The sequence below is a fragment of the Microcoleus sp. D3_18_C2 genome, from assembly GCF_036702395.1.
Classification (GTDB): domain Bacteria; phylum Cyanobacteriota; class Cyanobacteriia; order Cyanobacteriales; family Microcoleaceae; genus Microcoleus.
Window position 1 is genome coordinate 56,530 of sequence record NZ_JAUBTG010000003.1, and the last position, 14,609, is coordinate 71,138.

Sequence of the window (14,609 nt, forward strand, 5' to 3'; positions counted from 1 at the left end):
CCCTGAAATACTAGGTTGAGTAGAGCATTTCTAGCTCTTGGTCATTGCTTAGCGGTCGCTTCTTGGAAAATGCTAATAAGTAACTTTACTTAATGGGTATCAGTTACTTACCTTGGCAAAATACCAACTGCTAAACCTGTGGCACTCAACCTGATTTCAAGGACAATGCCAACGATGATAATTCATAAATATGCTCAATCTCCAGTAATTATTAGCAGCTTTTCGGGAATTTTGTTCAGCCTAATTTTGCTAACTTCTCCGGCTGTCGTTTTTGCTCACGCGGGACACGGAGATGAATTTCACCAAAGCGGCGAAACAACTCAAACTCCTGCTGCTATTTCTGTCGATGCGGAAACATCGAAGCGGATCGGAATTAAAATCTCCCCTGCCACGCGCCAGAGACTAGATATCGGCATTAAAACTACTGGAGAAATTGAAACTTTACCTAACCAAAAAGTAGAAGTGACGGCTCCTGTTGCTGGGAAAGTAGTAGAGTTACTGGTTAAGCCTGGGGACAAAGTATCAAAAGGTCAACCGGTGGCGGTTTTATCGAGTTCAGAATTAGGACAGTTGCGGGTTGAATCTCTCTCGAAACGTGCCGAAGCTGAGGCAGATTTGCAGCAAGCAGAAGGGGATCTAAAACTAGCACGAGAAAATTACGATCGCCAAAGTCAAATATCCGCAGCAGAAATCGCCCAAGCCCAAACCCAATTAACAGCGGTAACTAAGCAGTACCAGCAAGAACAAGAATTAGTAAATAATCGTTCCGTGGTGCAAGCCGCTAAAGAAAACTATCAGCGTCAAGTTGAAATAGCGCAAGCAGAAATAGCGCGGGCAGAAACTGAACTGACAGTGGCTAAAGAACAGTTCGATCGCGACAAAGAATTAGTGGCATCAGGGGCGATCGCGCGGCGCACAATGCTGGAATCGCAAGCCCACTTCGCCGAAGCACAAGCCGCTGTTGCTAAGGCAAAAAGCCGTCCTGAAGTTATCAAAGCCCAAACCGAAATTAAACAAGCCGAAGTAGACCTCCCAATGCGGGAATTGCGGGAATCTCAAGGCAGAGTAGCAGACGCAAAAGCTCAACTTACCAGAGCTCTGAGCCGTCGGGAAGTCCTAGAAGCCGAGAACCAACTCAAACGCGGCAAAACTGCCGTAGAAGTCGCTCAGTCGCGCATTCGCTTGGCTGATGCAGCCTATCAAGCGCGGCTGCAACAATTAGGAACTGTTGCCAACGATCGAGGACTCGTTACCGTAGTTGCTCCGATTTCGGGGACTGTAGCCGATCGCTTCATCACCCCAGGAGAGTCAGTAAACCCTGAAAAACCGTTGATGAGTCTGTTAAATGACAGCCGCGTTTTTGCCACAGCCAATATTTACGAAAAAGACCTGAATAAAGTAAAACAGGGTCAGGAAGTGAGGGTAAAAGTCGCTAATTTACCCGATCGCACTTTCAAGGGAAAAATCGCCTTAATTGGGTCATCCGTGTCAGGAGAAACGCGGGTTGTGCCGGTGAAAGCAGAACTAGATAATATTAACGGTGAATTAAAGCCAGGACTGTTTGCTGAGTTGGAGATTTTAACAGACAAAACTGCCACAAATCTTTTAGCAATTCCGAGTGCGGCGGTAGTGGATGTTAGCGGGAAAAAAACCGTTTACGTCCAAAATGGCAATGCTTATCAAGCGGTTGAAATTGAACTCGGTCAAACTGCGGGAGATTTAGTTGAAGTTAAGAGGGGTTTATTCGAGGGAGATTTGATAGTAACGCAGCGAGCACCTCAACTTTACGCACAATCTTTGCGCGGCGGGAATAAACACTCAGAAGACGAGGAAAAGAAAGAGACATCTCCAAAGGCAACAGAGGTTAATTTTAATAATTTACCCGTGTCTTTATGGTGGGCGGCAATAGGGGGAGGAGTTGCGATCGCATCCCTAACTTTCACAGCCGGCGTGTTGTGGGGAAATCGGCGCAAATTGCCAGCAATAGCAGCGGATTCTGGAAACAATGCTGCAAATAATGGTTTTTCCGCCTCTACATCGACCTGGGACGATGAATTGCTGTTACACAATAACAACCATCACGTTAAAAATGCAGAGACAGAAGTCAATCGATTTTAGATTTTAGATTTTAGATTTTAGAATTGAAGCATTGACTTGCGCGAGATAAATACGTTCGGCAAGTTTCATCGGATACAGGTTTTTTATTTCTGGTTTCTGAGTCTGCTTTCGGAATGAATCCGGGGGCTTGTATCCTGGATGCTTTCGGTCAAGAGTTTAAAGTAACAGCACGACACGGAAGTCACGGATAGCTGTTTTTATCAATTCCCAATTCCCAATTCCCAATTCCCAATTCCCAAATTATTAAATGTTCAGCACAATTCTTAGATGGGTAATTAATCGCCGCTGGCTAGTTGTTATCGCTACCATTATTATTAGTCTGTGGACATTGTATATCATCCCCCAAATGTCCCTTGATGTCTTCCCTCCTTTTGCACCCCCGCAAGTCGAAATTCAGACGGAAGCACCGGGGCTCGCGCCGGAAGAAATCGAGTCTTTGGTAACACTACCGATCGAAAGTGCGATTAATGGAACTCCTGGGGTGACAGCAGTGCGATCGTCTTCTGCTGTGGGCCTTTCTTCGGTTAAGGTAATCTTTGATTGGGGAACTGAAATTTATCAAGCGCGGCAGTTGATAACAGAACGGTTGCAGCAAGCTCAAAGCAAACTCCCGGCTGGGGTAGAAACACCGCAAATTTCTCCCACAACTTCTCCTGTGGGCACTGTTATTACCTATGCTTTTACCTCGGAAACTACTCCTTTGATGGAAGTGCGCCGTCTGGTTGACTGGCAAGTCACAAATCGGCTTTTGGCAGTGACTGGCGTTGCTCAAGTGGTGGCTTACGGGGGCGAAGAAAGGCAGTATCAAGTATTAGTAGAACCTGCAAAGTTGAAAGCTTTTAATGTGTCGTTGCAGCAAGTTGCTGAAGCGGCGGCGGCTGCGAATGTTAACGCGCCGGGGGGCTATTTAATTACGCCGGATCGAGAAACTTTAATCCGGGGGGTGGGGCGAATTGAGTCTGTGGAAGATTTGCAGCAATCGGCGATCGACTCTCGCCACGGAACGCCCGTCAGAATTAGTGATGTAGCTGATGTCAAGATTGGTGCTGCAATCAAGCGGGGCGATGGCAGTTTTAACGGCAAAAAAGCTGTGATTGTGATGGTAAACAGACAGCCAGTTGCTGATACTCCGACGGTAACGAAAGCGGTTGAGGCAGCAATGGCCCAGGTGCAGGAAGCTCTGCCAAAAGATATTAAAGTTACTGTGACTTTTCGACAGGAAGAATATATTAATTCCTCGGTGGAGAATGTGCGATCGGCTTTAGTTGAAGGCAGCATCATTGTCACCCTTATTCTCATCCCGTTTTTGATGAATTGGCGCACTCTGGCGGTTGTTTTGCTGGATTTCTTTCTGACTTGGCTGTTGGCGCTGCTGGCGATGTATTGGCTGGGGCTGGGGCTGAATACGATGACTTTGGGGGGTTTGTCGGTGGCGATCGGCACTGCGATCGACGATGCGATCGTCTACGCGGAAAATACCTACCGCAACTTGAGAGAAAATACGTCTTCTCTTCATCCTCGCCCGGTGATGGATGTGATTTTTGATGGCAGTGAGGAGGTGCGCGATTCGTTAATTGGAGCGACTGTTATTGGCATTGTGGTGTTTTCTCCTATTTTTACTTTGCCCGGTGTAGAAGGTCGAATTTTTACGCCTATGGGGATTACTTATCTGGTAGTTGTGGTGATTTCTAGTCTGGAATCGCTGTTAATATCTCCGGCCCTTTGTGCTATCTTGTTGCCTACCAAACGCATGAGTGCTGCGGAACCTTGGCTGCCGAGATTTTGCAAGAAAATATATCATTTTTCGATAAATTTGTCAATGCGCTATTCGGGGATTATTTTAGCTTTAGCTGCTGCTAGCATGGTGGCTACATTAATTATCTTGCCTTCCTTTGGACGGGTGTTTTTGCCGGAGTTTCAGGAGCAAACTTTGGTGAATACTATTATGCTTTATCCGGGGGTGTCTTTGGAGACAACAGATAGCGCGGCTTTTGCTATTGAAGATGCACTTAAGGATGATACCAGGTTTGAATACGTGCAAGTGCGATCGGGCAGGGCTCCGGGAGATGCGGATGCTGCGGGAGTCAATTTAGCTCACATTGATATCGGTTTGAGCGAGGAGGGCATGAAAAACAGGCCGCAAACTTTGGAATCGCTGCGGCAGGAGTTTGGTAAATTGCCGGGAGTTGCACCAAATATCGGCGGTTTTATTTCTCACCGGATGGATGAGGTTTTATCTGGTGTCAGAAGTCAGATTGCTGTTAAAATCTTTGGCCCGGATTTGGATCAGCTTCGCAGCATCGGTGCCAAAGTTGAAGAGCAAATGAAAACAGTGGAAGGCATTGTGGATTTGCAACTCGAACCCCAGGTGCCAGTGCAACAAATTCAAATTAAGTTTAACCGTCAAGCTGCGGGTAGATACGGTTTAAAAATCGGAGAACTTTCGGAAATAATTGAGACAGCTTTAAACGGCAAGGTTGTTTCTCAAGTTTTGGAAGTGCAGCAAACTTTTGATTTAGTTGTTTGGTTGCAGCCTGAAGCCCGAAACAACCTAGAAACTATTCAGAATTTGTTGGTTGATACTCCAAGCGGCAACAAGATTCCCCTCGCCCAAGTTGCGACTGTTAAATACGGTACGGGGCCCAATACGATTAACCGCGAGAATGTTTCTCGCTTGATTGTGGCAGCGGCTAATGCTAAAAATAGGGATTTGCGATCGGTTGTGAATGAAATTCAAGCTAAAGTCAAACGAGAGGTGCAGTTGCCTTTTGGCTATTTTATCCAGTACGGCGGTCAATTTGAAGCAGAACAAAGAGCTTCGCAAAATATTATGATATTTAGTGCGATCGCCTTTTTGGTAATTACTGTATTGATGTACTTGTCAGTCAAGTCAATTCCTTCAACTGCTATGATTATGATTAATTTGCCGATCGGATTAGTAGGAGGAGTAATTGCGGTAGCTTTGACTGGCAGCATCATCTCTGTAGCTTCTTTAGTTGGCTTTGTCACTTTATTTGGCGTTGCCACCCGTAACGGCTTGCTTTTAGTAGACAACTACAACACTAAATTTGCTGAAGGACTGCCTTTTAAGGAAGCAATTATTAAAGGTTCGATGGAACGGCTCAATGCCATCTTGATGACTGCTTTAACTTCAGCTTTGGGTTTAGCACCTTTAGTCTTTGAAGGCGGGGCGGGAAAGGAAATTTTGCAACCGCTGTCAGTAGTAGTTTTAGGAGGGTTATTTACTTCTACAGCACTAACTCTGTTAGTTTTGCCAGCTTTGTATGCTCAATTTGGGCATTTTTTACGACCTCAAAAACCTCAGCCCGTTATTGAAGACGGAAAGGTAGTTAATGTGTGATATTTTCCAATTATTGTCAGTCAGCAAGGAGTCAAACAAATGAAATCGCTTAAGTCAAATTTAATTGTTCTAGGTAGTGTTGGATTGCTGTTTTTGGGAGCTTGCAGTAACGATAACCAAGCAAGCGATCCAAATACCACTCCAGCATCCCCTCCTGTCGCCTCTCAACCTGCGTCTTCGCCTCCCGCCACTGCTCCTGGAAAAGCAACTCAAGGGGGGCAAGTTGTGGAGTCTGGAGCTTACCATTTAGAGTTTGTACCTTACAAAGAAGCTACCGGAACTCATTTAGATGTTTTTTTGCAAAAAGGAGAGAAAAAGGAACCAGTTGCTAACGCGAAAGTGACGGCTCAAGTGCAGTTGCCGAGTGGAAAGCAGCAAACCCTAGCTCTCAAGTATGATGCTGAGGGCAAACATTACGCTGTGTTGTTTCCCGGCAATGAACCCGGTCAGTATCCAGTAAAAGTGACTGCGGATATTAACGGAGAAAAAGTTGACGGGCGTTTTACCTTCAATCAATAGATGGCTGATTTCCTAATGCGCTCTAACTTATGGGCGCATTAATTATTAGCAACAAACAACTGCCTCTTGCATTTCCGCTAAAAAGCCGATCGCGTTTCGATCGCACTTTATTTCCTATTTCGTTTCCTGTGTTTTTTTGAACGGGAAAAACACTCGACCTGCCAGACTTTGGAAGTAGATGCCACCGACGGTAATTAAAAAGACGAAATAGGCGATCGCCTGCATGACATAGAGCTTATCCGTGTAGCCAAACAACGCACTCAACAACAAACCGGGAAACTTTTCTTCGGGAAGCAGTTTTGAGGTATTCCAGACCATTGGCCCGAGAATGCAAGAGTGGATTTTAGTAAATCTTTCGTAATAGAAACACAGTGATGCTGATTCGCGATTTGATTGCGATAAAATATTCACCGCGCTGTCAAAAAGCCCCAAAGTAGATACCACTAAACCTGCTACTATGAAAAGCAATAAAATGCCCATATATTTGAAAAACAGGCGGATATTAATTTTGACTCCCCATTTAAACAGCAGAACACCAAGTCCGGTGGCTGAGAGAATGCCCGCCCAAGCGCCGATCGCCGGAATAATGCCTTGTTGAAACTTGGCGACGACAAACAAAACAGTTTCAAACCCTTCGCGCAAAACGGCAATAAAAACTAAACTAAATACGCCCCAGCCAGCATGAGAGTTTTGCGTTAAGGCGGCACTCACAGCACCTTCTACTTCGGCTTTCATAAATCGCGCTTGCTTGGTCATCCAAATCAGCATCCAGCTCAGCATTGCGATCGCTAAAACTCCAAAGGTTGCCTCTAGCAGCGATTCCATAATCGGTGCAAAAGGCTGATTGGATGCGGACAAAATTTGAATTGTCCAGCCGAACATTACACCTATCAAAGCACTGGCAATAAGTCCAACGCCAACGCCGCCGAAAACCCAAGGACTTAAATAACTTTGTCCTGATTTTTTGAGGCAAGCGAGAACGATTCGGACAACTAAGGCGGCTTCGACTCCTTCGCGGAGAGTAATTACAAAGGTGGGCAATGCTTCGCCAAAATTCCTTTTTTATGGTGGGAATGGGACTGGTTAAGGAGCGAGGTAATTGGCAGATTATTTACCAATTACCGCTGTTGATGGGAGTAATGTTTTTAAGATGCGGGTTTGAGAACTTTTTGGCTGTCGCTTTCGATCTTTTTAACTAGCTGGTTGACTTGTTCGGTTGTTTTAACTGGGGCGGGGGGTGCGATCGCAGTTGGCCAATTTGCCTTCAGTTCCGTCATGTTGGCAACAATTGCTTTGTCAATTTCCGGGCTGGTTTTAGCCAATTGAGCGGCAATATCTTTGTACAGCATTTCCGCGTACATGACAAAACCCCGCGAATCTTGGTATTCAATAATTGCGGAAATTTTGCCGTTAGCAACTGCCGCTGCGTATTCGGAATTAGCTGTATCTAGCAAGCCGTTAATCACTTGCAGCACGAATTTCGGATCTTTTCGCTGCGCTTCGGGGAGGGTGGCAATTGCTCCGTCAACTGCTTGCATTGATGTGTCAAATTGTGCATTCACTTGAGCCGGATCTTTTGCACCCGCTTTAACTAAATCCTGCAATTTAGTTAGAGTAGTCTTAAATTCGGGAATTTTACGCTCGTTTAGCTGATTTTCGACATTGGCATAAATTTCTTCGACTGGATGCCCGATGTGAGGTTCTGCCTGGTCTGGTTTGCCTTGCTCCAAGAGTTCTTTTGCTACCATAAGATGCCCTTTCATCAATCCCATGTTAGTCATGAAGTCTACATCTTTGGCTTCACCGGTGAGGACGACATCTTCAATAGTCACCATGTCTTTGATTTCGTCGAATTGGGGTTGAGTAATGACATTTTTTGATACCAATTCTTCGACTTTCCCGTAAGGACGGCTGGCTTGAATTTTGTTAGAAAGTGCCGGTACTCCTAACTTGGCTTCGAGTTTATCTAACTCTGAAGGAATGGCAGTATTGATGTTGATGCCGCCTTTGCCGCCGTGATTCCCGCTGTGACCGCTTGTGGAGGCGGGACTGGCTGTAGCAGCGGGTGAGGCGGTGCTGTCGGTGTTGCTGGCTGTGGGGGTGGAAGCGCAACCGGTCAGAGCAACGAGGATGGCTGTAGCGGTTGCTGTAGGTAATAAACGATATCTTGCAACATTTGCAGCAACCCTGCTACGGGCGGGCGAGACGCCCACCCCACAAGAAAAGTCATTGTTTGTGGAACAGGCATCTTGCCTGTTCTTGGGGACGCGCACCCCACAAGAAAAGTCATTGTTTGTGGAACAGGCACCTTGCCTGTTCTTAAGAATGGTGCAAGATGTGAGTAATAAACGAAATGTTGATAACATGGCTGTTGCTAATTTTTACGTTATGTGCATTTGGCCTCACAAGTTATTAAGAAAGATTCTCAATTATTTGCGAGCTATTCATTCTACCTATTTGCGATCGAGCTTGTCAAATAATTTCATACTTTCTTTATTTGAATCGCCGCACCGTGGTAGCAGGATTTGGTTTAAGTGATGACTTCAAATACCCCCATGCAGCCTGCTTCGGCGATATCATCTTGATGGGGATGAAACATAAATTTTCCAGCGTAGCCGTAGGTAAATTCTAAGATATGTCTTTCAGCTACTCCCATTGTGATTACATCGGTTCTTTCACTGGGAGTCAAAGTCATTCCCGTGCGATATACGTCAAAAAAGTTGGCGTGCAGGTGAAAAGTCACTGCCGCTTCGTACTCAATTATGTTGAGAACGTAAAGCCGGATTAGCTGATTTCTGTAAATAGGGATCGGGTTGTTCATGTAATAATTGGGCAACCCGTTAAAAGCGTATAGTTCGTTTTTTTTGTCGTCGTTTACATCGTATCCTCCCATGATTAACATGATTTCATCTGCGGGAGGACGGGGTTTTGGCGGATCTATGATGAACATTCCATAGAGTCCTTTACCTATATGACGAGTTACGGGTTCAATATGGCAGTGATAAAGATGCACTCCGTAGGGATTGGCATCGAATTCATAAATAAATACCGAACCGTGTTTCACTGGTTTAACGCCATCCATTTCGCTGGTATGAACGCCGTGAAAGTGCAGCGAATGAGAATCTGCGGCTTTGTTATAAAAAATGACGCGGATACGATCGCCCTCAGTTGCCCTCAATGTCGGCCCCGGCACGCGATTGTTCACGTTCCAGGTGTTGAAGGTGACGGCGCTGTTGAGTTGGACGATCGAAGTATTAGCTTCTAGGCGAAATTCCCGAACCGTGCGCCCGTTTTCGCGCGTCACCGTGCCGTAATCAAAATCCCGCGCAATTTGCATGGGGTTGATATTGCTGATGGTGACTGCATCTGCAGGCATGGGCGGTATTCTCGCGACTGATGTCGGTTTGCGAGTCAAGTGTTGAAGTGCGATCGCGCCCCCCGCTACCCCAGCCCCAGCTATTCCTAGCTGTAGCAGTTGGCGGCGACTCCAGCGCCCCGGCTTTTTCATGGGGGGACGATCGGATAAATCTGTCATAGTTATTGAAAAATATTCTCAAAAATTTGATTGGGTTTGAGTATAAGACATTTCCCGCTTGTTGTCAATAATTGTCAACAGTCCTTTTTTTCTGCGAAATTAGAAAATTTCATGCTGATTTCATCTCAGTATGTGATGTTAGATGTTGGGGTAGATGCTGCCGATCGCTAACAATGTATAAAGATTTACCGCTATAAATTAGAGTTATGAGAGTTTTGCTAGTTGAAGATGAGCCAGATTTAGGGAAAGCGATCGAGCGAACCTTAAAGCAGGAAAAATATATAGTTGATTGGGCCCTCGATGGCAGTGAAGCTTGGGAATATTTAGACAGCCAGTGGACGCAATACACCCTCGCTATTTTTGACTGGTTGCTACCAGGATTGTCAGGATTGGAACTGCTGCGGAGATTGCGTGCTAAACATAGCGCCCTGCCCGTATTGATGCTGACAGCAAAAGACCGAATGGAAGATAAAGTTGCGGGACTAGATGCCGGAGCTGACGATTATTTAGTCAAGCCGTTCGGGATGGCGGAACTGTTAGCAAGATTGCGGGCTTTGCAAAGGCGATCGCCCCAAATTCAACCACAACATAGACAGGTAGGGAATCTCGTTCTCGACTGCGGAAATCGCACTGCTTGTCATGTCGATACCCACGGCAAAAATCAGATAATTTCACTGACAAACAAAGAATTTCAACTGCTAGAATATTTTATGAAACATCCGAACCAAATTGTCACCACCGACCAAATTCGGAATCAGCTATGGGAAGCGAGTGCAGATACCTTTAGCAATGTGGTAGCAGCTCAAGTGCGCTTGCTGCGGCGCAAACTTGAGTCTGTTGGCGGCGCTAATTTAATAGAAACCGTTCACGGCGTCGGATACCGCATGAGAAATTAAAGTAAAACCGATACTCCGGCAGGGAATGAATTCCCGGCCTCAAAGCTAAAGTCCTCTAAAGAGGACTAATGAGTTCTTTAGTCCTCTTTAGAGGACTTTAACTATTAGCCAGGGAATTCATTCCCTGGCGGACTGTTTGACTGACAGCTTAAGTTATGAAAAATGAATCAAAATAAACTATTTAACCGAACTCGCTGGCAATTAGCCCTTTCCTATGCAGCAGTAATGGGTTTGATTTTAAGCTTGCTGGGATTGGGCGTATACGAGGCGATCGCCCACGCTCACTGGGTAGCCATAGACCGCGAATTAGAATCGGTAGCGGGGACGCTACACGACAGCCTAGAAACAAAATTGCAGCAGCCCGGACGCCTAGAACCAATAGTCAATGATCTTTTGCCCAACCTCCGCGTAATTGGAGTTAACGGCATTAAAGATAAAGAACAGTTGCCCGATCGCCATATTTTAAGCGCTATAAACCAAAGCTTTTACTATATCCGTTTATTTGATAATTCAGGAAATTTGATTGCTACAGCAGGCGCTTATCCCGAAGAATTGCCACCGACATTTAACTCACAACATTGGCAAACAATCACTGACAGCCAAGGCAATATTTATCACCAAATTTCTGTATTGCTGCACACCAATAATCAGGAAGATTGGGGATATTTTCAAGTTGGGCGGAGCTTGGAAGACTTCAACGATTATCTCAGTACAGTGAAATGGGTTTTGAAATTAGGATTGCCTACAGCATTGATTTTGATAGGCTTTGCTAGTTGGTGGCTGGCAGGATTAGCCATGAAACCGATTTATGCTTCCTACCGACAAATCCAACAGTTTACAGCGGATGCTGCTCACGAATTGCGGACGCCTTTAGCGGCTTCGCAGGCGACTGTAGAATCGGCGCTGTTGACGCCTCAATTGGATGAAAAAGAGGCGCAGGAAATTTTGCGGACGATCGATCGCCAAAACCGACGACTGACTCAGTTAGTGGCTGATTTGCTGCTGCTGGCTCGCATGGATAATCAAGTGATACGCGATCGCCCTCAATTGTGTTGTTTGAATGACCTTGTTAGCGATTTAATAGAGGAATTGGCCGCTTTGGCGATCGCCTCAAAGGTAGCGCTAACATCCGAAATGCGCGTACAGCAGCAGTTAAATGTTGTCGGCAATTCCGACCAACTTTATCGCCTAGTTGCTAATTTAATTGTTAATGCCATTCAATACACTCCGGCGGGCGGGAAAGTAACAGTTATTTTAGATTGCAATCACATCGAGGCGATCGTTCAGGTTCAAGATACCGGTATTGGGATAGCGGCGGCAGATTTAGAGCGAATATTCGATCGATTTTACCGAGTTAACAGCGATCGATCGCGCCATACAGGCGGTTCGGGACTGGGATTGGCGATCGCCCAAACCATCGCCCGCGCACACCGCGGCAGCCTCAGCGCCCGCAGCGAATTGGGTTCCGGCAGCACCTTTCTCCTGCAGTTGCCTTTGTGAGCTACTATGTGAGGGCAACTGACATCTTGCACCACGATCGAGAACAGGCTTTTCGGCCTGTTCCACAAAGAGTAAATTATCTTGTGGGGTAGGCCGGAAAGCCCGCCCGTCAAAGGCTTATTGAGAATTGTGCAAGATGTGGGGAAAACCGAATCATCTTTTTGTGGTAATCCCTTCGGCAAAACGTAGCACGATCGCCGAAAATCATTAAATAGCTATTTCTAAGCAATTAGCAGTCATCACAGAGAAAAATTATGACAGTTTTAGAACAGGGAACAATCTCAATCCATACCGAAAATATTTTCCCGATTATCAAGAAGTCGTTATACACTGACCACGAAGTCTTCTTGCGGGAACTAATTTCTAACGCCGTCGATGCCATTGCCAAACTCAAAATGGTTTCTCGTTCCGGCGAATACAGCGGCGAGGTGGGCGAACCGCAAATCAACATAGCGATCGACAAAGAAAACAAAACCCTCTCAATTTCCGATAACGGCATCGGCATGACCGCCGACGAGGTAAAAAAATACATCAACCAAGTCGCTTTCTCCAGCGCAGAAGAATTTATTGAAAAATACCAAGGCAGCGGCGAGGACGCAATTATCGGTCACTTCGGTCTCGGTTTCTACTCTTCTTTCATGGTGGCGAAGAAAGTAGACATTGATACTCTTTCTTACCAGGAAGGAGCCCAAGCCGTACACTGGTCTTGCGACGGTTCTCCCGCTTTTGAACTATCAGAATCTTCCCGCACGGAACGCGGTACTACTATTACTCTTACCCTCCAAGATGAAGAACAAGAATATCTAGAACCCAGTCGGATTAGGCAGTTAATCAAAACTTACTGCGATTTCATGCCCGTTCCCATCAAATTTGAGGGAGAGGAACTCAACAAGCACAAAGCAATTTGGCGGGAATCAGCCAGCAATTTGCAAAAAGAAGATTACTTAGAACTGTACCGTTACCTTTACCCGTACCAAGACGAGCCTCTGCTGTGGGTACACCTGAATACAGATTATCCTTTTATTGTCAACGGGATTCTTTTCTTTCCCAAATTGCGGCCGGATGTCGATGTTACCCAAGGCAATATTAAGCTATTCTGCAACCAGGTTTTTGTCAGCGACCACTGCGAAGAAATTATCCCGAAATTCTTGATGCCGCTGCGGGGAGTTATTGACAGTACCGACATTCCCCTGAACGTTTCTCGCAGTTCTTTGCAAAGCAATCGCACTGTGCGGAGAATCGCTGATTATATTGCGAAAAAAGTGGGCGATCGCCTGAAAGAACTCTACCGCGACGACCGCAACGAATACATCCGTTGCTGGCAAGATATCGGCACTTTTGTCAAGTTTGGAACTCTCAACGATGACAAGTTCAAAAAGCAAGTCGAAGATATTTTAATCTACCGCAGCACCTACGAACCAACAGCCGAGAATCCAGAAACTGTAACGCCAGAAGTTCAGGTGCAAACAGAGGAAGGAGATTTGTGGCAAGATGTCACTCCGAAGTCGGAAAATTCTAGTTCCACCCAGCCTTACACGACTTTAAAAGAGTATTTGGAACGCAATCAAAAACGCCACGAAAATCGTGTGTTTTATTGTACAGATCCGGCGTCTCAAGCAACTTACGTTGCTATGCACAAAAGCCAAGGTTTAGAAGTGCTGTTTATGGATTCTTTCATCGACACGCACTTTATCAGCTTCTTGGAACGAGAACACTCAGATGTCAAATTCTCGCGGGTTGATTCCGACATCGATGAAACGCTAATTGACAAAGAGAAAGAAGCGGAAATTGTCGATCCGGCGACGAATAAAACTCGCAGCGAACAAGTTAAGGAAATGTTCCAAAAAGCTCTCAATAAGCCGAAAGTGAACATTCGCACAGAAGCTTTGAAGTCTGACTCTGCGGAGGCGACGCCACCTGCGATCGTACTTTTGCCGGAAGCTTTGCGCCGGATGCGCGACATGACTGCGCTGTTGCAGCAGCAAGCGGCCGAATTCCCCGAAGATCACGTTTTGCTGGTGAATACGTCTCACCCGCTGATTCAAAATCTGGCGAGTTTGAGTCAGGGTGCGATTATTCAAGGTGGCGGCGAGTCTCCGTCGGCCCAGTTGGCGAGTATGATTTGTCACCACGTTTACGACTTGGCTTTGATGGCCCAGAAGGGTTTCGATGCTGAAGGGATGAAGGATTTTGTCGAGCGATCGAATCAAGTCTTGACAAAATTGACTGAACGTGCCATGTAATTACCCCCCCCAACCCCCCCTTGCTAAGGGGGGGAGTAAGAGTTTATTTCTATTGGTAAAGGGATAAGTCAAGCCTTCTTCCTTGTTCCTTCTTCCTTCGGGTATAATGAGAGGCTGCACGCAAAAAAACGGTAATCTGGAGGGAAGTATGTCACGGAAATGTCAGCTAACGGGGAAGAAGGCTAATAACGGTTTTGCAGTTTCTCACTCGCACCACCGCACTCACAAGTTGCAAGAGGCAAATTTGCAGTGGAAGCGGGTGTGGTGGCCGCAGGAGAAGCGCTGGGTAAAATTGCATCTTTCTACAAAGGCGATTAAAACCTTGCAAAACAAGGGTTTGGAAATCATGGCGAAGGAAGCTGGAATTAACCTGTACAAGCTTTAAAAAACTTGGCTAGCGTAAAAGTAAGGGCGATCGCACATTTGAGAGTGCGATC

The 14,609-nt window shown here is 46.0% G+C and carries 10 protein-coding genes; 7 read left to right on the forward strand and 3 right to left on the reverse strand.

Features of this window, described 5'->3' with window-relative positions; translation table 11 throughout:
* The first annotated feature begins 174 nt into the window (after positions 1–174).
* The 3 genes from QUA88_RS02915 (at position 175) to QUA88_RS02925 (ending at position 5,998) form a co-directional block, all read left to right on the forward strand.
* Positions 175–2,118, forward strand: coding sequence for an efflux RND transporter periplasmic adaptor subunit (locus QUA88_RS02915; protein ID WP_333234121.1), 1,944 nt, complete (start codon positions 175–177; stop codon positions 2,116–2,118).
* Positions 2,119–2,365: 247 nt separating this feature from the next.
* Positions 2,366–5,479: an efflux RND transporter permease subunit gene (locus QUA88_RS02920; protein WP_333270152.1), complete on the forward strand. Its 3,114-nt coding sequence runs from the start codon at positions 2,366–2,368 to the stop codon at positions 5,477–5,479.
* Positions 5,480–5,518: 39 nt separating this feature from the next.
* On the forward strand, positions 5,519–5,998 hold the full coding sequence (locus QUA88_RS02925; RefSeq protein ID WP_333239864.1) for a hypothetical protein: 480 nt from the start codon (positions 5,519–5,521) through the stop codon (positions 5,996–5,998).
* Between the two features lie 114 nt (positions 5,999–6,112).
* Here the strand turns inward: QUA88_RS02925 and QUA88_RS02930 are convergent, their stop codons facing one another.
* From QUA88_RS02930 to QUA88_RS02940, 3 genes are all read right to left on the reverse strand, one after another.
* A complete protein-coding gene (locus tag QUA88_RS02930; RefSeq protein ID WP_333270155.1) occupies positions 6,113–7,039 on the reverse strand; it encodes an FTR1 family protein in 927 nt (308 codons plus the stop codon).
* 104 nt (positions 7,040–7,143) lie between these two features.
* Entirely contained in the window at positions 7,144–8,364 is a 1,221-nt protein-coding gene (locus tag QUA88_RS02935) for a helix-hairpin-helix domain-containing protein (RefSeq protein ID WP_333270160.1), read from the reverse strand.
* Positions 8,365–8,528: 164 nt separating this feature from the next.
* Positions 8,529–9,533: a multicopper oxidase domain-containing protein gene (locus QUA88_RS02940; RefSeq protein WP_333052885.1), complete on the reverse strand. Its 1,005-nt coding sequence runs from the start codon at positions 9,531–9,533 to the stop codon at positions 8,529–8,531.
* Positions 9,534–9,739: 206 nt separating this feature from the next.
* Here QUA88_RS02940 and rppA point away from each other — a divergent pair, with 206 nt between their 5' ends.
* The 4 genes from rppA (at position 9,740) to rpmB (ending at position 14,557) form a co-directional block, all read left to right on the forward strand.
* Entirely contained in the window at positions 9,740–10,429 is a 690-nt protein-coding gene (gene rppA / locus QUA88_RS02945; protein ID WP_333208633.1) for a two-component system response regulator RppA, read from the forward strand.
* Between the two features lie 162 nt (positions 10,430–10,591).
* Positions 10,592–11,929, forward strand: coding sequence for a two-component system sensor histidine kinase RppB (rppB, locus tag QUA88_RS02950; RefSeq protein ID WP_333208634.1), 1,338 nt, complete (start codon positions 10,592–10,594; stop codon positions 11,927–11,929).
* A gap of 254 nt (positions 11,930–12,183) precedes the next feature.
* Positions 12,184–14,172 carry a molecular chaperone HtpG gene (gene htpG / locus QUA88_RS02955; protein ID WP_333052888.1) on the forward strand — a complete coding sequence of 663 codons (1,989 nt, stop codon included), beginning with the start codon at positions 12,184–12,186 and terminating at the stop codon, positions 14,170–14,172.
* Between the two features lie 148 nt (positions 14,173–14,320).
* Positions 14,321–14,557, forward strand: coding sequence for a 50S ribosomal protein L28 (gene rpmB / locus QUA88_RS02960; RefSeq protein WP_333052889.1), 237 nt, complete (start codon positions 14,321–14,323; stop codon positions 14,555–14,557).
* The last annotated feature ends 52 nt before the right edge of the window (positions 14,558–14,609 follow it).